The organism is Silvimonas soli (assembly GCF_030035605.1).
Lineage (GTDB): Bacteria > Pseudomonadota > Gammaproteobacteria > Burkholderiales > Chitinibacteraceae > Silvimonas > Silvimonas soli.
This window is the reverse complement of sequence record NZ_CP106736.1, coordinates 1,678,721-1,694,672: the sequence shown is the minus strand read 5'-3', so window position 1 is coordinate 1,694,672 and position 15,952 is coordinate 1,678,721. Positions and strand designations below refer to the sequence as shown.

19 protein-coding genes and 1 riboswitch are annotated in these 15,952 nt (G+C 56.9%); of the genes, 7 read left to right on the top strand and 12 right to left on the bottom strand.

Annotation, left to right across the window (positions count from 1 at the left end; translation table 11 throughout):
• The first annotated feature begins 12 nt into the window (after positions 1-12).
• Both N7220_RS07780 and yaaA read left to right on the top strand, forming a co-directional pair.
• The gene (locus N7220_RS07780; protein WP_283150887.1) at positions 13-645 is read left to right on the top strand and encodes a response regulator transcription factor; all 633 of its coding nucleotides are present in this window, start codon (positions 13-15) and stop codon (positions 643-645) included.
• 98 nt (positions 646-743) lie between these two features.
• A complete protein-coding gene (gene yaaA, locus N7220_RS07775) occupies positions 744-1,502 on the top strand; it encodes a peroxide stress protein YaaA (RefSeq protein ID WP_283151416.1) in 759 nt (252 codons plus the stop codon).
• Positions 1,503-1,578: 76 nt separating this feature from the next.
• On the opposite strand, the gene N7220_RS07770 is transcribed toward yaaA, so the two are convergent.
• From N7220_RS07770 to asd, 5 genes are all read right to left on the bottom strand, one after another.
• Positions 1,579-2,142, bottom strand: a complete 564-nt coding sequence (locus tag N7220_RS07770) for a hypothetical protein (RefSeq protein ID WP_283150886.1) — start codon at positions 2,140-2,142, stop codon at positions 1,579-1,581.
• A gap of 17 nt (positions 2,143-2,159) precedes the next feature.
• Positions 2,160-4,133, bottom strand: a complete 1,974-nt coding sequence (locus N7220_RS07765) for a hypothetical protein (protein WP_283150885.1) — start codon at positions 4,131-4,133, stop codon at positions 2,160-2,162.
• A gap of 214 nt (positions 4,134-4,347) precedes the next feature.
• Entirely contained in the window at positions 4,348-4,953 is a 606-nt protein-coding gene (locus N7220_RS07760) for an IMPACT family protein (protein WP_283150884.1), read from the bottom strand.
• Between the two features lie 55 nt (positions 4,954-5,008).
• Positions 5,009-5,839, bottom strand: a complete 831-nt coding sequence (locus tag N7220_RS07755; RefSeq protein ID WP_283150883.1) for an arylamine N-acetyltransferase family protein — start codon at positions 5,837-5,839, stop codon at positions 5,009-5,011.
• 138 nt (positions 5,840-5,977) lie between these two features.
• Entirely contained in the window at positions 5,978-7,084 is a 1,107-nt protein-coding gene (gene asd / locus N7220_RS07750) for an aspartate-semialdehyde dehydrogenase (RefSeq protein WP_283151415.1), read from the bottom strand.
• 172 nt (positions 7,085-7,256) lie between these two features.
• Here asd and dtd point away from each other — a divergent pair, with 172 nt between their 5' ends.
• From dtd to N7220_RS07725, 5 genes are all read left to right on the top strand, one after another.
• The gene (dtd, locus tag N7220_RS07745) at positions 7,257-7,709 is read left to right on the top strand and encodes a D-aminoacyl-tRNA deacylase (protein WP_283150882.1); all 453 of its coding nucleotides are present in this window, start codon (positions 7,257-7,259) and stop codon (positions 7,707-7,709) included.
• Between the two features lie 112 nt (positions 7,710-7,821).
• The gene (locus N7220_RS07740; protein ID WP_283150881.1) at positions 7,822-8,376 is read left to right on the top strand and encodes an isochorismatase family protein; all 555 of its coding nucleotides are present in this window, start codon (positions 7,822-7,824) and stop codon (positions 8,374-8,376) included.
• Positions 8,366-9,286: a GlxA family transcriptional regulator gene (locus N7220_RS07735; protein WP_283150880.1), complete on the top strand. Its 921-nt coding sequence runs from the start codon at positions 8,366-8,368 to the stop codon at positions 9,284-9,286. The genes N7220_RS07740 and N7220_RS07735 overlap by 11 nt, the downstream gene beginning before the upstream one ends.
• Positions 9,287-9,401: 115 nt before the next feature.
• Positions 9,402-9,481, top strand: a riboswitch (SAM riboswitch).
• A 230-nt stretch (positions 9,482-9,711) separates the two neighbouring features.
• Positions 9,712-10,026, top strand: a complete 315-nt coding sequence (locus N7220_RS07730) for a hypothetical protein (protein WP_283150879.1) — start codon at positions 9,712-9,714, stop codon at positions 10,024-10,026.
• A gap of 115 nt (positions 10,027-10,141) precedes the next feature.
• Complete coding sequence (locus N7220_RS07725; RefSeq protein ID WP_283150878.1) at positions 10,142-11,536, top strand: MATE family efflux transporter; 1,395 nt, start codon at positions 10,142-10,144, stop codon at positions 11,534-11,536.
• Positions 11,537-11,544: 8 nt separating this feature from the next.
• Here the strand turns inward: N7220_RS07725 and N7220_RS07720 are convergent, their stop codons facing one another.
• The 7 genes from N7220_RS07720 to hpf all read right to left on the bottom strand — a co-directional run bounded on the left by N7220_RS07720 (position 11,545) and on the right by hpf (position 15,952).
• On the bottom strand, positions 11,545-12,153 hold the full coding sequence (locus N7220_RS07720) for a flavin prenyltransferase UbiX (protein WP_283150877.1): 609 nt from the start codon (positions 12,151-12,153) through the stop codon (positions 11,545-11,547).
• On the bottom strand, positions 12,150-12,695 hold the full coding sequence (locus tag N7220_RS07715; protein WP_283150876.1) for a Gx transporter family protein: 546 nt from the start codon (positions 12,693-12,695) through the stop codon (positions 12,150-12,152). The genes N7220_RS07720 and N7220_RS07715 overlap by 4 nt, the downstream gene beginning before the upstream one ends.
• Positions 12,676-13,059 carry a NusG domain II-containing protein gene (locus N7220_RS07710; RefSeq protein ID WP_283151414.1) on the bottom strand — a complete coding sequence of 128 codons (384 nt, stop codon included), beginning with the start codon at positions 13,057-13,059 and terminating at the stop codon, positions 12,676-12,678. The genes N7220_RS07715 and N7220_RS07710 overlap by 20 nt, the downstream gene beginning before the upstream one ends.
• The gene (gene rapZ, locus N7220_RS07705) at positions 13,046-13,906 is read right to left on the bottom strand and encodes an RNase adapter RapZ (protein WP_283150875.1); all 861 of its coding nucleotides are present in this window, start codon (positions 13,904-13,906) and stop codon (positions 13,046-13,048) included. Before rapZ ends, N7220_RS07710 begins: the two co-directional genes overlap by 14 nt.
• Positions 13,907-13,908: 2 nt before the next feature.
• A complete protein-coding gene (gene hprK / locus N7220_RS07700; protein WP_283150874.1) occupies positions 13,909-14,853 on the bottom strand; it encodes an HPr(Ser) kinase/phosphatase in 945 nt (314 codons plus the stop codon).
• Complete coding sequence (gene ptsN / locus N7220_RS07695; protein ID WP_283150873.1) at positions 14,834-15,307, bottom strand: PTS IIA-like nitrogen regulatory protein PtsN; 474 nt, start codon at positions 15,305-15,307, stop codon at positions 14,834-14,836. Before ptsN ends, hprK begins: the two co-directional genes overlap by 20 nt.
• 315 nt (positions 15,308-15,622) lie before the next feature.
• Entirely contained in the window at positions 15,623-15,952 is a 330-nt protein-coding gene (gene hpf / locus N7220_RS07690; protein WP_283150872.1) for a ribosome hibernation-promoting factor, HPF/YfiA family, read from the bottom strand.

Here is a 15,952-nt window from a genome sequence, read left to right as displayed (position 1 = left end):
AGGAGCAAACCCATGAAAGCCAACAACTTCGGCCGCATCGCGATCGTGGACGACGACGACGCCCTGCGTGACGCACTGGCCTGGCTTTTTTCTACCCGCGATCACGAGGTACAAGCTTTTGCCTCAGCGGAATCGTTCCTTGCTGACTACGCGCCCGAGCGCTTTAGCTGCCTGATTCTGGATGTGCGCATGCCCGGCATGAGCGGCACCGAATTGTTTGAACGCCTGAAGGAGTATGCCTATACCCCGCCAGTCGTGTTTCTGACTGGTCACGGCGACGTACCGATGGCGGTTGCCGCACTGAAAGGTGGCGCGGCAGATTTCGTAGAAAAACCCTTCAGCGATAACGAAATTGTTGATCTGGTCGAAAGCTGTCTGCGCGCCGACACCACGCGCCGCAATCAGTGGCAAGCCAAACACGCCGTAGAAATCCGCTTGTCCACGCTGACGCCGCGTGAACGCGAGGTGATGAAGCTGATCCTGACTGGCCGCCTGAACAAACAAATTGCCGATGATCTTTCGATCAGCATGAAAACGGTGGAAGTACACCGCGCGCGCATTCTGGAAAAAATGCACGTCAAAACAGCAATGGAACTCGCCGCCTTGCTGCGCGATGCGCAAATCAATACCCAACAGCCGGAATAACCCCCGGTTTAGCAACAAGAGCAACAGTAATGAACCAACCGTTGACCGCGCCATTGGCGGCCACTCCTCGCAAAACCCGCCAGCGCGCGGGTTTTCTGATGGTGATCTCGCCCGCCAAAACGCTCGATTTCACCTCGCCGCTCGTAACCAGGCGGCATACTCAACCCGCTTTCCTGGATCGCTCCGCCGAACTGGTCGATATCCTCAAGCAAATGACGCCAGCGGATATGGGCAAACTGATGGATATCTCGGACGAGTTATCCGTACTTAACGCAGGTCGCTACCAAAGCTGGAAGCGCCCGTTCACCGTCCGCAATTCACGGGCTGCGGTGTTGGCGTTTATGGGTGACGTTTACGAAGGGCTGGGTGCTGCGCACTTGAGCGAGCCGGATTTCGATTATCTGGAATCTCACCTGCGCATCCTCTCCGGCCTCTATGGCTTGCTCAAGCCGTTTGACCTGATCCAGCCCTATCGTCTGGAAATGGGGAAGTCGCTGGCTAACCCGGCGGGTAAAAATCTGTATGCCTGGTGGGGCGATACGCTGACACAAACACTCAACGCGCAAAAGCCAAAAGTGCTGGTGAATCTGGCCTCGGACGAATACTTCAAGTCAATCAAGCCCAAATTGCTGAACTGCCCGGTGATTACTCCAGTGTTTGAAGACTTCAAGAACGGCCAGTACAAGATCATCAGCTTCTACGCCAAACGCGCCCGCGGCCTGATGGTGCGCTACGCGGCATTGAATCAGCTGGACGATCCGCAGCAGCTTAAACAGTTTGATCTGGAAGGCTATGCTTTTGTGGCGGACGGCAGCGATGAGCAGCGATGGTTGTTTCGGCGACGACTGGCGGAATAAATTTGCGCGAATGCGATACGCAAAAAAGGCCGCCCGTAGTTGAACGGGCGGCCTTTTATTTTCTGCCAATACTGGTTTATTCACTTAGCTGGCGTAGATACCAATCGCCACGCGCTTCCTGATCCTGCCCGGAGTTGGCCGGAGCACTCACACTGAGCAGTTCAAATTGCCAGCGCACCCCCTGCGCATCTTTCAGAATGACGGGCTGCGCCAGATGGATAAGGCGTATTGAACCGTCACCCGCGTTGAGCGAATAGCGGCTTGCAGGCTCTATCTTCAAGCGCCAGGGCGCGATGATTTCGCTGCCAGAGCGACCTCGGGAAACCAGCACCAGCCAAGGCGTTGGCACTCCCGCACGCGTAAATCGTGCAAAAGTTATTGGCCCAGCCGGATTGGGCAGGCTCATCAGCGAGATATTCTGCTGGCCGAGCTTGCGGGGCAGCGAAGCTGGCCAACCTGAAATCGTCACTGGCTGATCCAGCCGAAAGCGCAAAACCTGCTGTCGATCCACCGCGGGCAATGCGACCTTGGCCTCTTGGGGCTGAAAAGTGGCGCCCTGGATCTGCAATGGGGTTGCGGCGTTCGCATGAGTGAGCGCAAACGCCAGCAATCCGTGGCAAACCCAGAGCAGGTTTTTCATGGTTTTCATGCTCACCATTATGGATTGAGCGCGCGCAGGTGCTTGATCAACAAGGCGGGTGGCGCATCTTCTCGTGCTAGCGGGCGCCGGGTATTGAATACCGGATCATATGGCGTGCTCGGCAATGCAGAGGAAGCAGATTTGATGCTGGCGCCATTAAAATGCGCCACACCGTACTTATTGATTGCCAGTACGAGGTTGGCCCAGTCATTGTAATCGTGCATCTGGGTGAAGCTAGTATCCATGCCCTCGTCCACAATATGAAAACGATAGGTGCCAGTCGTATTGTGGCCATTCAGATCCCAATCGCCGTAGGCGTTCGCGCCTGCGCCGCGACCGATCACCAATGATTCATTCAGCAGGTTTTCGTCCAGCAATGCACCAGTGCCGTCAGAGTAATCCATCTTGAAAGTGGTCGTCGCGGGGCCGTCATGCATGACTGCCGGGTAATAGGCGGTGTTGTTAATGCCCGGCACAAACTGGGCAGGTGGATTCGATTGCAGGCTGAGGCTGTAAAGGTAATAACGCTCATTGACCTCAGACAAACCGTTGCTGTTGGTGGCTTGATCGGCGCCGGTTGGGTCTTTGGGTAAACCATACAGCTGATACATGTAGTTCATGACGCTGTAGTAGTTTGGCTTGTAGTTGGTGGATTCGTCTCCACCGTGTTGCAGGCCCAGCGTATGACCCAACTCATGCATGATGGTCGCGGCCTGATAGTTGACCAACATGTTGGTATTGGCGGCATTGTTGGTATTCAGATTCCAGCCACCCAAGGTGACCACCAGGTCCGGCCCCAGCAATTCGGCAACGCCCGAGGAACTGTATGAGCCGTCCAGGTTCTGGCTATTGGCCATCAGCAAATAACGGAACATGGCCTTGCGACGGTAATCGAACGCAGCCGATTTGATTGTGTTTACATCGGTGCATTGACTGGTGGAATACACAGTTGTACATGGCACCAAGGCTCGCTTGTTGCTGACCGCGCCACTGAGGTTGAAGTTAACCGGATCAAATGCGGCGGCGAACAAGTTACCAGCATCAAAGTGAACGGCGATGTTATGCGCCCTGAACGCTGCAACCACATTCTGCAAGGCTTGCTGCTGAGGCGTAATGCCCGGGTCAGTGCTGTTCATGTAATCAACCTGGATGAACAGATCGCGTTGGCCGGGGCGTGCACCCATGCTGTACAAGTCGATGCCGCTGTAAGTGCCACCGGCGACTTTGGCGCTGTCGGGAATACCATCGGCATCGCTGTCGACCACGCCGGGGCCAACGTCATTGGGGCCGCCAGGCGTCGAGAAATTCACCGCCGTCCAGTCGGTGCTGGTGTGCGTTTGCGTGAAATTGCTATCAAGGCGAACGATAGACGAGCTCAGAGTGTTGATACCGTTTACATCAGAAGTCTTGGCAAATGCAGGGACGTTCGCGCCGATCCACATACCGGAACTGATCGGTGCAGTCGACTCACTCCCAAACCGGACAAAGTCGGTTGTCTTGCCATTTGCAAGTAACTCGACGAAACCCGCAGCGGTGCTCCAGCTTGGAACGTAGCCGCTGGCATCGCTGATATAAGTCACATTGCTGTTGTTCACCAGCGTCGGGTCGACTTTGCTGGCGACCACCACGCGACCTTGATCGGGGATAGTCAGATGGGGCAGCGCAAACGTTTCAATTGCGGGTGCTGCTGGCGTACCGTTATCCGGATTGATTGCCCGAGTTCGCACGGAATAGCTGGCCAGATCAATTGCGTGCCCAGTCTTGTTGTAAATCTCGAACCAGGCCGCAGTGTTGTAATACGCGTTGTTGCCGACCTCGCTGATGAACACGCCGGTCAGTGTCGCTGGGGTGGGTACCGGGGTTACGGCTGCGGCTTGGGAGGGCGAGCTATCGCCGCCACCGCCGCCGCCTCCACATGCTGTTAGCAACAGCGTTGTGAGTAAAGTGCCGGCAACAACAAGTTTCCGGCTTTGTTCAAGCAAAGATTCCAAGAGGGTGCCCCTGACTTTTTATGGGTGGTGGCATGACCGGGGCCATGCTGTTCCGATTATATTAGTGAAGTCTGATATTTTTGTGCAATCTTTGTAAGAAATTGCATGAATAAACGTAACAGTCTCATTTGATACTAAATATGCAGGCGATCCGGAAAGTCCGTGAGGGGAAGGTTTTGAGGCTTGTTTATACAGGTTTTTATGCCATTGCGATTTATCGGGATGATGCAGCAGGCCCCAGAAATCGCACCTGGCCTTGGGTCAGGTTTTGCAAGTTTTCTTCTGCTATTGCTTGGTCGCTTGCATTTGTTATAAAGCAAAGTCTTACAAGGTTGGCATGTGAAAAAGCGGTCAGTAAGTGTCCGGATTGCATCAGCCAGTGGCGTACACGGGCTTCATCGGCATAGGGAATCTCGATCTCGATGGTGACCTTGGCCGTGAGTGGAACCACTTGGGCCTGTTTAATAGCGCTGGCAATTGCATCGGTATAAGCGCGGACCAGGCCGCCAGCGCCTAGCCGTATTCCGCCGTAATAGCGCACAACCAGACCGAGCACGCCATCCAGATGGTGATGCTGAAGTACGCTCAGCATCGGACGCCCGGCAGTGCCGGAAGGCTCACCATCATCCGACATGCCAGATTCACCTCCAGCCAGCAAAGCCCAGCAGACATGGGCTGCGGCGGAATGCTCGGAACGTGTGCGTGCGATGATTGCCAAAGCAGCAGCACGGTCTGCCACAGGCAGGACGCTACCGAGGAAGCGGCTCTTTTTGATTTCCAGTTCGGCATGCACTGGCGCGGCAAGCGTATAGGTGGGCATGGTGGTGGCGCGGGTAAAACGCCATTTTAGCGGCTGCGCATTCTCTGGGGTGGGATCAGACCAGCTGGAGTGCGGGTTGTTCACTGATCCGCAGGTACAAACTCTCTGCCTCGGTGTGATCCAATACGATATGCAGATGCTTCTCGATTGCGTCGCGTAACTGCTGCGATGATGTCAACAGTGTTTCTTCGCGCACGCCATTGTTCACCTGCGCCACACGCAGATTATTGAAGGTGACACGAGCACGTGGGCCGGTCAGGCGCAGGGCCATCAGATTGTGCAGGAACGGCGAAGTTGGGTGCGTCGACGAGTAGTAGTTGGACATGACACAGTCCGCCGGGTAAACCTCGACCAGATCAAACCAGTAGAGGGTCTGCCATTCGCCCTTGATCTGGCTTTGCAGCAGATACCCATCGCCATAGGGCTGATAGCGCAAAGTGTCCATTTGTGTGAAAGGCTGTTCGGTCTGCAATACCGCCGCTTCAACCAGACCGCGCGCGCCAAAGCTCACATCTATCATCCAGCGTTGGCGCTCAATCAATACCGATATCACGTGGTGAGTGCGTGGACGTTCTTCCGGCCCGACTCCGCTACCGGCCAGCATCTTGCCCAGATGAAAATGCGTGTCGTAACCCAGCTCGCGTAACAAGCAACCGAACAGGCCATTGAGTTCGTAACAGTAACCGCCACGAGCACGTCGCAGCACCTTGTCGACGACCTTATCCGGGTCGAGTTCGGGCAGACGACTGAGCAGAACTTCGATGTTGTTGAAGGCAATGCATTGCTGGTGGGTATTGTGCAGCAGGTTCAAGCGCGCTACCGGGTCGGCGGGCAGGCTGTCTCGCGTCAGGCCAAGACGCTGCAGATAAAGGTTGATGAAGTCCATGCGGTTTTCCATGTGGGCACCAGACCATCATAAGACACCAAAGCCGTTAGTGCGGCGGCATGACACGCACGTTGGCAACAAAAAACCCGCGACAAGCACGGGTTTTTGATGAAGCAAGCCAGCGTTTCTGGCGGTCTGTTACTTATCCAGCAAAATACGCAACATACGGCGCAGTGGCTCGGCAGCGCCCCACAGCAATTGGTCGCCGATCACGAACGCGCTGATGTATTCCGGGCCCATGTTGAGCTTGCGCACGCGGCCAACACCGATATCCAGCTTGCCGGTGATGGCGGCTGGGGTCAGTTCTTGTTCGGTGATGCTGCGATCGTTCGGCACCCACTTCACCCACTGGTTGGTGGATTTGATCAGTGCTTCGATTTCGCTCAAGGGCAGGTCTTTCTTCAGCTTGATGGTCAGCGCCAGGCTGTGGCAGCGCATTGCGCCAATTCGCACACACAGGCCATCAACCGGAATAGTCTTGTCGGTGCCGAGGATCTTGTTTACTTCGGCCTGGCCTTTCCATTCTTCCTTGGATTGGCCGTTTTCCAGTTGCTTGTCGATCCACGGGATCAAACCGCCAGCCAGTGGCGCCGGGAAGAACTCGGTCGGCACATCTTCGCGGATGGATTTGGCCACCTTGCGGTCGATTTCCAGAATGGCCGATGCCGGATTGGCCAGCTCATCAGCCACGGCCGCGTGAATCACGCCCATGCCCTTGACCAGTTCGCGCATATTGTTGGCGCCCGCACCGGAGGCCGCCTGGTAAGTCATCGAGCTAACCCATTCCACCAGGTCTTCGCGGAACAAACCGCCCACGCCCATCAGCAGGATGGAGTTGGTACAGTTGCCGCCAGCAAAATTCTTGACGCCACTGGCTACGGCGTTGCGGATCAAACTATCGTTGACCGGGTCCAGAATGATGACTGCGTCGTCTTCCATGCGCAGGGTAGAAGCGGCGTCGATCCAATAGCCCTCCCAGCCCGAAGCCCGCAGGCGACGGAATACGTCGTTGGTGTAATCACCGCCCTGGCAGGAAATGATCACGTCCATGGCGCGCAACTCGTCCAGGTTGTGCGCGTCTTTAAGCGTGCCTGCGTCTTTGCCGAAGTTCGGCGCGGTGCTGCCTGCTTGCGAGGTGGTGAAGAATGTCGGGGTAATCAGGTCGAAATCTTTTTCTTCCTGCATACGTTGCATGAGCACCGAGCCCACCATGCCGCGCCAACCGACCAAGCCTACCTTCTTCATCATCTTTTCCTTCAGCAACAGGGTTACAAATATCCAAGTGGATTGATGATATTAGAGAAATCCGCGATTGAACGCCAGCCTTGGCACCAATTCGGCGCTGATCGGTACGGACGGGCACCAATAACCCGCTAACATGAGGGTTTTGGCGAAATTGCAAAAAGGGGCGGTCAGAATGCGGGTTTTGCTGCAACGGGTGGAACATGCACAGGTCGATGTGGCGGGTGAAACCGTCGGCCGCATTGGCGCTGGCTTGCTGCTGCTGGTGGGGATTGAACCCGCCGATACGGCCGAAGATCTGGCGTGGATGAGCGCCAAGGTCTGCAATCTGCGCGTGTTTGAAGACGACGCAGGAATAATGAACCGCTCGGTGCTGGAGACCGGTGGCGAAATCCTGGCGGTATCGCAGTTCACTTTGTTTGGCTCATACAAGAAAGGCAATCGGCCCTCGTGGATGCGCGCGGCCAAGGGAGAGCATGCGACTGGGTTGTTTGATGATTTCGTCGCCCGGGTGACTGCCTTGTTGGGCAAACCAGTGCCAACCGGAGTATTTGGCGCGGATATGAAGGTGAGCTTGCTGAATGATGGACCGGTAACCTTGCAACTGGATTCAAAAAATCCCGAGTGAGCGCGTTCAACAGGGTATGTCCTGAATTGTCCGCTACTGGTCGCCAGCGCCCCTTGGTTCATGGCATGCTGCATCGTAAATTAAGGCTGCAACCAACCCGAGGAGCCTTGCCATGAAATCCGCCCTGATTGTAATTGATGTCCAGAAATCGTTTATACACCGCCCGTTCTGGACTGAAGATGATCTCCCCGCATTTAAAGAGAAGCAGCTGGCGCTGATCGCCGGATACCAGGCGCGGGGTTGGCCAGTGGTGCAGATATTCCATCACTCGGCGGGCGCCTTCGACCCGGCTAACGGCTTGTGTGTGGCGCTGGACTGGATGCCCGATCCAAGTGGTCTGGTTTTTAACAAACACGTGCACAATGCCTTGACCGAAAGCGGCCTGCTGGAATGGCTCAAAACCAATGACATTGACCATGTCAGCATCAGCGGCATCCGCACCGAGCAATGCTGCGAAACCACAGCGCGCGTGGCGTCTGACCTGGGCTACGCGGTCGATTTTGTCTCCGAAGCCACACTGACCTGGCCGATGACGCATGCCGACGGTGTGACGGTGACTGCTGCACAAATCAAACATCGCACGGAGTTGGTCCTGGCTGGCCGGTTTGCGCGAGTTTCCACAGTGGCAGAATGTCTGGCCGCGCTAGACGAGCAATATGCCGCTTGATGTCTGGCTGGTGGTGGCCGATGACTTGCTTTTGCTGGACTTGGCCGGTCCGGCAGAAGCCCTGCGCATGGCGGGTGACGAGCACTTCCGGCTGCACTTTGTCGGGCCTGCCCGTGAAGCACGCACACTGGTCGGCGTCACCATTGCCAATCTTGAGCCACTGCCCGCCAGGCTGATTGCACCGGCCTTGCTCATCGTTCCCGGCCATGAGCCCGGCGCAGATACTGCGCAGGGCGAGGTCATCACCCGCTGGTTGCGCACCGCCATGCTCCAGCCCGGCATTGAACTGGCGACCGTTTGTGCCGGGGCGTTGTACGCCGCCAGAGCGGGCTTGCTGGATGGGCGTCGCTGTACCACGCATTACATGCACACCGCCGAGTTGCAGCAGTTTGCCCCAGCCGCCAAAGTCGAGGCCGACCGGGTGTTTGTGCAAGATGGGCCGATCTGGACGTCCGCTGGCATTACTGCCGGGATAGATCTGGCCTTGCAGCTGATTGCTACCAAAATCTCACCGCAAAAAGCCGCCGAAATTGCCCGCCGGTTGGTGGTGTACTTTCGCCGCGGTGGCGATGACCCGCAGCTGTCCGCCTGGTTTCAACATCGCAACCATCTACACCCGCTGGTGCATCGGGTGCAGGAAAAGCTGGCGCAAGATGTGGCGGCGGATTGGTCGTTGGAAAACATGGCAGAGCTGGTGCATGTCTCCGCCCGCCACCTGACCCGCCTGTTCCGTGAACACGCGCAAACCGCGCCAACCGAATATCTACGATTGCTGCGAGTCGCGCAGGCGCAAGCCCTGCTGGCGGACAGTCGCTTGCCGATGGAGCGAGTGGCGGAGTTGTCGGGGTTTGGCTCGGCGCGAGACTTGCGCAGGGTGATGGGGCGAATGCGGAGTGGGGTTACGGTGTGAGCTTTCAATCTTGTTTGGTGTGATCGTTGGGCGGTTCGGCCCAGCCAGCCCGTCGTTTGCAGACCTAAACCACTTGAGCCACTACTTGACGCCTCCCGCCGCCAAGGCGTACAAATGAAACTATCGCGCCGATTTGATCAGCCAGCTTGCGGGCGCGTTATAAATACTGCTAAAGCGTGCCGCGACCTGCGTCTGGCACGCAGGTTTTTTTGTTTTCAGATTTTGCTGCATCTGTAATACCTGCCGCGCGCAAGCGTGGCCGCGCCGAGTTAAGCGACAACTTGCGGGGCGCGCCGAACCACTTGAGTGGATTCGGGAAATGCTGCTAAAGCGTCGGCCGCCTGTGCCCGAATCATTGTTGGTTTTGGCGCGGATCAGAAGACCGGTGGCCGTCGTTGATTTTTTCTCAACTTCAGGAGGCCACCATGTACGACTGTTTTGTTCCCGAGTTCGCTTTGTTCCAACAACGCCGCAGCAAACCGCAAGCTGTTTTGAGCTTGCGACTCGATTATCGCCGTTGGCTGCGCCTGAAATGCGCGGCCAGTGCTGGCCCTGCGCCTTTATCCAAAGCCGCAGCGGTGGCAGTGGCGCTGGGTTATCACACGCAACTGCTGGATGACGGTTCGCTGGCGGTACTGGATATCGAGCTGGAGGCCGCCTTGTTGCTGTGTCAGCGCCTGCCAGAACTGATTGGCAGTTACGAAGTGCCAGCCAGGCCGCAGTGCACACCACTGGATTGACGCAGGTCACATACCAATCACTTGCAAGTTGCCGGTCTGACCGGCTGTGAGTGGCGCAATACCTCATATCAATCGCACATAATCAAAAAAGCTTAAGCGCTTTAGCAAGGACCGCATGACTCTGCCGCGTATCTGGCGTGAAATCCGCGCCACCTGGCATCTGGCCTGGCCGATCATGATTGGCCAGTTGGCCCAAGTGGGCACCGCGTTTGTGGATGCGGTGATGGCTGGTCACGTTTCGGCGGGCGATCTGGCTGCCGTATCCGTGGGTGCCTCCGTTTGGATCACCGTCATCGTGACCATGATCGGTCTGCTGCTGGCCAGCAGCCCGCTGATCGCGCATGCGGTGGGCGCCAACGATACCAAACGTATTCCTGGTCTGGTGCAACAGGCGTTTTATCAGGCGGCGATGTTCACCGTGGTTGGGCTGTGCCTGGTATGGCTGGCGATGCCCATCTTTAATCATCTCGGCTTGACGCCGGATGTGGCCGACAAAGCACGGCGGTTCCTCGGTGCAGTGGCGTGGGGCTTGCCAGCGTTCTCGTTTTTCCGGGTTTGCTACAGCTACAGTGCAAGTCTAAACAGTACCAAACCGCTGATGGTGATCGCCTTGCTGGGGCTGGCGCTGAACGTGCCGGTGAACTGGATTCTGATTTACGGCCATTTTGGCTTTCCGGCGCTGGGTGGCGTGGGTTGCGGTTATGCCACGGCATTTTGCCTGTGGGCCAGCGCCGTCATGATGCTGGCGTGGATGCGATTCTCGCCGGTGTATCGCGAGACTTATCCGTTGCGCCACTGGGTGCGCATCGACTGGCATCGCCAGCGTGAGTTGCTCAAGCTGGGTGTGCCCATGGGACTGATGTTCTTTGTGGAAGTCAGCGCCTTTGCCGGTATCTCGCTGCTGATCGCTCGCTTGGGTACAGTGCCGGTCGCCGCGCACCAGATCGCGCTGAATTTTGCTTCGCTGGTGTTCCAGATTCCAGCTGCCTTGGGCACCGCCCTGACGGTGCGGGTTGGTCAGGCATTGGGTGCCGGGCAGCCACAAGATGCACGCTTTATTGGCTGGGCTGGCTTCAAGATGGGTGTGGCAGCAGCCGCGGTATCTGGGCTGTTTACCGCATTTGGGCATGGCTGGGTCGCAAGTTGGTACACGGAGGATGCGCAAGTGCTGGCGCTGGCGTCGTTGTTGCTGGTTTATGCCGCATTCTTTCAGTTGTTTGATTCCACCCAAGTGGTCGCTGCCGGGATATTGCGCGGCTACAAGGTGACGCGCACACCAATGATCATCCATCTCACTGCGTTCTGGGTGATTGGCTTGCCGCTGGGCTATGCGCTGACTTTCGGCGTCGGCGATACCATTGTTGGTCGCGGCGCGGTGGGGTACTGGGAGGCACTGGTGGTGGCGTTGGGATTTACTGCAGTCATGCTGACGCTGCAATTTGCCCGCGTCAGCCAGCGGGCAGTGGCTCGCGAGAAAGCTGCTCTCCGTGTTACGGAACAGGCTCTCTAGTTTTTCAGTCAGGCCTTATCGCCCCAGCGCTGCATCAGTGTGTGGGGAATGGCCAGTTGGTCCAGAATGCGTGCCACCACAAAATCCACCAGATCATCAATCCTCTGCGGATGATGATAAAAACCTGGGTTGGGCGGCAGAATCACTACGCCCAGCCGCGCCAGCTTGAGCATGTTTTCCAGGTGCAGCGCGGAGAACGGCGCTTCGCGCGGCACCAGCACCAGCTTTTTTCCTTCCTTGATCATGACATCGGCAGCGCGTTCCAGCAGATTATCTGACACGCCTGCGGCAATAGCCGCCAACGCGCCCATGGTGCACGGACACACCACCATGCCATCGCCCGGATTCGAGCCCGATGCCATCGGCGCGAACCATTCCTGTTGGCCCCAGACATCCAGTTTGGTATCAGCGGGCAGTTTGAAGTGTTCGCGCAACCAGTTATCAAAATCTGCCGCCCGGCCCGGCCAGGTGTAGCCCAGCTCCTGTTTGGCGACGATCTGTGCCGCTTGCGTGTACAGCACATGCACATGACAACCCGCCGCCAGCAGGCATTCGATCAAACGCATGCCATATGGCAAACCCGAGGCGCCGGTGAGCCCGACGGTAATGGTCTTCATGGTGTAGTTTCCTTGGGCGATGCGTTGAGCAAGCGGGCGCAAATCAGCCCGTTTGCCAGCCCGAAAATCAGTGCTGCGCCAAAAAACACCGGCGCCAGGCGGATCAGCCCATTATTGGGGATCAGCCACAGTCGGGCCAGCCCAAGTTGTCCGGCAATATGGGCGAAAGCGGCAATCAGTGAAAGACTGACCGGGCCGAACCAGCGGCGCGGCAAATACTGGGCTGCAGCCAATGCGGCCAGGCTAACAATGCCGCCACACACGCTCAGCGCAAAGCCTGGTGAGAGAAAGCCACCGAGCACCAACGCCCCGCCAAAGATCCGCAGCAATGAAACCCAGGCGGCATCACGCCAGCCGTAGCGCCACAGCACCACCAGCGTAATGATATTGGCAATGCCGGGTTTTACTCCGGGGATGGGCGAGGGGAAGCCCGCCTCGATCACGCCCAGCAAGATGGCGATTGCGGCATAACGGGCGATGCGCAGGTCGTCTGCGCCCGCGACGACTTTGAGCGGCGCGCTATCAGTAACTGAGGCTGTCATAGGCGCGTGCGCGGCTACCTGTCAGTTCAATGCTGGTGCGATTAGGCAGGCAAATGGCGATCTGGCCGGTTTCGGTCAGCCAGCCAGCCCGCACGCAATACTGGCGTGGGCTGGGGTCGGCGGCGATACGCGCGCGCCCGCTAGCGACCTGAACGGTGGTGTCACCTAACGGGCCGGGCACTTTCATCTGCCGATCAGCCGCCAGATCGAGTTCGGCAAACAATTTGCCAGACTGATAAATGCGCACATGCGTTGCGGTATCGCGCTGCCAGGCATAACTGGCCAAAGCGATGACCAGACTTAACGCCAGCAACATCACCAACCAGTCACCGGGCTGCAACAGACGCCATTCAGGCCGTACCATGTTGCTCACGATGGCGTATCAAGACCTGGCGTTGATTGGCGAAGTGGCGGCCCAGTTGTTCCGCCAGGAAAACGGAACGATGCTGGCCACCGGTACAACCAATCGCGACCGTAACGTAATTGCGGTGGTCGCGATCAAACTCGGGAATCCAGTGCTCCAGAAAGCCAATCAAGTGGGTTAAATAGCGGCCCACGGCTTCCTGGCGTTTGAGGAAATCAATGACCGGTTGGTCTTTGCCGGTGAGTGGGCGCAAGACCGGATCGTAATGCGGGTTGGGCAAGCAGCGTGCGTCAAACACAAAGTCGGCATCTTGCGGCAGGCCATGTTTGAAGCCAAATGACTCAAAAATCAAAGTCAGGCGGGATTGATCCAGCCCGACAAAGTCGCGCACCATTGCCCGCAGCTGGTTTGCAGACAGCACGCTGGTATCTATGCGATGAGCATTGGCGGAGAAATATTCCAGAATCTCACGTTCAAGCGCGATGGCCTCGGTAACGGTGAGATTGCCGCCAGAGAGCGGATGCGCGCGGCGGGTTTCCGAGAAACGTTTCACCAGCGTTTCATCGCTCGCCTCCAGGAACAACAAGCGGGCGTCGACTTTGAGTTCCAGCATCGCCGCCAGGTGATCGGGAAAAGCGGCCAGGTTGTGCGCGCTACGAGAGTCAACGGCAATGGCAACCTTGGGGTAGCCATCTTCATCCAGCAGCGCGACGGTTTGCGGCAAAATGGGCGAGGGCAGGTTGTCGATGCAGAAATAACCGAGGTCTTCCAGAATGCGCAACGCTACACTCTTGCCCGCGCCCGAGACCCCTGAAAGCAGGATGACCTGTTGCCGTTTTTGCGTCATCGTTATTCGCCCAGCTCCATAAAGCGCTGGTGCCGTTCAATAAACTCGCGGGTGGAGTCGATGCCGCGCAATTGCAGAATATAGTTACGTACCGCGGCCTCAACCAGTACCGCCAAGTTGCGACCCGCCGCCACCGGAATCACCAGTTTGCGGATTTGCACGCCGAGGATTTCCTGCGTGGCCGCCTGCATTTGCAGCCGATCAATTGGCGCCAGCGTTTCGCCGCCCGCTTTGGCCAGATGCACGATCAGCTTGAGCGTCTTTTTGGGGCGCACGGCAGTTTCGCCGAAAATGGTGCGGATATTGAGCACGCCGATCCCCCGTACTTCCAGAAAATCGCGCAGCATCGGCGGACAGCGACCTTCCAGTGTTTCCGGGTTGGTGCGATAAACCTCAACTACATCGTCGGCCACCAGACCGTGGCCGCGTGAGATCAGCTCCAGTGCCAGTTCGCTCTTACCCATCGACGACTCGCCAGTCAGCAATACGCCCACTTCCAGCACGTCCAGAAACACGCCATGCAAGTGGGTGGAAACCGCGAGTGCCTTGGCCAGGTAATAGCGCAGCACGTCCATCAAATATGGCGATTGTTCGGTGGAGGTCAGCAGCGGTACGTGGTGACGTTCGGCACCTTCACGCAAGGTGTCGGGCACGGGCTGGCCATTGGCAACCACCATCAGTGCCATTTCATTGGCAAACAGGCGTTCGACCGAATCTTTCTGGGCCTCGGGGCTAAGACCGGCAAAATAATTGACTTCGGCAATCCCCAAAACCTGCACGCGGTTGGGGTGAATGAAGTTCAGGTGACCAACCAGTGCCAGACGCGGCTTTTGTTCGGCGGCATCATTGGTGAGCAGATTGTTGGCACCGGATTGACCTGCTACCCAAGTGAGCCTGAGCTTTTCCGCATTATCGATGAACAGCTGTCTAACGGTAATCTGCGGCATACGGTTCCCAGGTGGAAATCAGTTTCCAGGCCGCGTCCACGTCGCTGGCCGTTGCAAGTTGTTCGCGCACGGTTTTATCAGAAAAGAGCTGGGCCAGCTCGGACAATATCTGCAAATGCAGGTCGGTGGCAGCAGCGGGAACCAGCAACACAAAGACCAGGCTCACGGGCTTGCCATCCGGCGCATCAAAAGGCACCGGGCTTTTTAGCCGGATAAACGCGCCGCTGGCTTCTTTCAGACCTTTGATGCGGCCGTGTGGAATTGCCACACCTTGGCCCAAGCCGGTTGAGCCGAGTTTTTCGCGGGCAAACAGGCTATCGAAAATAACGCTGCGCGCAATGGCGTGACTATTCTCGAACAGTATCCCCACCTGTTCGAAAACACGTTTCTTGCTGCCCACGTCCAAATCTAGAAACACATTATTGGCGGGCAGAATTCTGGATATCAGACTCATCGTGTTGCCGACTCACTGACCAAAGCGGCGGGCGTATCCTGCGCGCCCCACCTGTGACGAATTCCGATGGCTGCTTTTGCTCTATTCACCGGTCTGGATAGTGCTCACTGGAACTGCGAACCACACCGCATTTACGGTGCTATTTGATAAGTATTGCGCAATTTATTAGCCAGGACAGTGCAATCTTGCCCCATTAACGTGCCATTGCACTGCACAACCAATACTATTGTACCGCCCAGAATGCATAAACAAAAACGGGAACCAGTATTATTGGCTCCCGTTTGTTGTATCAAAGGACTGGTTAATGCCGGAAAGTCATTCCTCTTCGACGGTTTGCTGATGTTTGATCGCTTCGCCGCGATGATCCATCAAGCATTCTTTGTGTTTCACAATCTGCCGATCAAGTTTGTCGACCAGTAAATCAATGGCCGCATACATATCCTTGTCTGATGCCTCAACGTGGATGTCTTTTCCGCGAACCCGCACTGTGACATCGGCTTTCTGCTGCAATTTTTCTACAGACAGAATCGTGCTGACGTCTACAACCTGGTCGAAGTGTCGCGTTATCCGGTCGAGCTTGCTGGTAACGTATTCCCGTAAGGCCGGGGTCACTTCAACGTGATGTCCGCTGATGTTGAGGTTCAT

What these genes read in the sequence shown, in the direction of transcription:
- N7220_RS07725 (WP_283150878.1), top strand. Translation starts at nt 10,142, where the DNA reads ATGACTCTGCCGCGTATCTGGCGTGAAATCCGCGCCACCTGGCATCTG.
- N7220_RS07715 (WP_283150876.1), bottom strand. Translation starts at nt 12,695, where the DNA reads ATGACAGCCTCAGTTACTGATAGCGCGCCGCTCAAAGTCGTCGCGGGC.
- N7220_RS07730 (WP_283150879.1), top strand. Translation starts at nt 9,712, where the DNA reads ATGTACGACTGTTTTGTTCCCGAGTTCGCTTTGTTCCAACAACGCCGC.
- N7220_RS07770 (WP_283150886.1), bottom strand. Translation starts at nt 2,142, where the DNA reads ATGAAAAACCTGCTCTGGGTTTGCCACGGATTGCTGGCGTTTGCGCTC.
- asd (WP_283151415.1), bottom strand. Translation starts at nt 7,084, where the DNA reads ATGAAGAAGGTAGGCTTGGTCGGTTGGCGCGGCATGGTGGGCTCGGTG.
- rapZ (WP_283150875.1), bottom strand. Translation starts at nt 13,906, where the DNA reads ATGACGCAAAAACGGCAACAGGTCATCCTGCTTTCAGGGGTCTCGGGC.
- N7220_RS07740 (WP_283150881.1), top strand. Translation starts at nt 7,822, where the DNA reads ATGAAATCCGCCCTGATTGTAATTGATGTCCAGAAATCGTTTATACAC.
- N7220_RS07710 (WP_283151414.1), bottom strand. Translation starts at nt 13,059, where the DNA reads ATGGTACGGCCTGAATGGCGTCTGTTGCAGCCCGGTGACTGGTTGGTG.
- N7220_RS07760 (WP_283150884.1), bottom strand. Translation starts at nt 4,953, where the DNA reads ATGCCCACCTATACGCTTGCCGCGCCAGTGCATGCCGAACTGGAAATC.
- N7220_RS07780 (WP_283150887.1), top strand. Translation starts at nt 13, where the DNA reads ATGAAAGCCAACAACTTCGGCCGCATCGCGATCGTGGACGACGACGAC.
- hprK (WP_283150874.1), bottom strand. Translation starts at nt 14,853, where the DNA reads ATGCCGCAGATTACCGTTAGACAGCTGTTCATCGATAATGCGGAAAAG.
- dtd (WP_283150882.1), top strand. Translation starts at nt 7,257, where the DNA reads ATGCGGGTTTTGCTGCAACGGGTGGAACATGCACAGGTCGATGTGGCG.
- N7220_RS07735 (WP_283150880.1), top strand. Translation starts at nt 8,366, where the DNA reads ATGCCGCTTGATGTCTGGCTGGTGGTGGCCGATGACTTGCTTTTGCTG.
- yaaA (WP_283151416.1), top strand. Translation starts at nt 744, where the DNA reads ATGGTGATCTCGCCCGCCAAAACGCTCGATTTCACCTCGCCGCTCGTA.
- hpf (WP_283150872.1), bottom strand. Translation starts at nt 15,952, where the DNA reads ATGAACCTCAACATCAGCGGACATCACGTTGAAGTGACCCCGGCCTTA.
- N7220_RS07755 (WP_283150883.1), bottom strand. Translation starts at nt 5,839, where the DNA reads ATGGACTTCATCAACCTTTATCTGCAGCGTCTTGGCCTGACGCGAGAC.
- ptsN (WP_283150873.1), bottom strand. Translation starts at nt 15,307, where the DNA reads ATGAGTCTGATATCCAGAATTCTGCCCGCCAATAATGTGTTTCTAGAT.
- N7220_RS07720 (WP_283150877.1), bottom strand. Translation starts at nt 12,153, where the DNA reads ATGAAGACCATTACCGTCGGGCTCACCGGCGCCTCGGGTTTGCCATAT.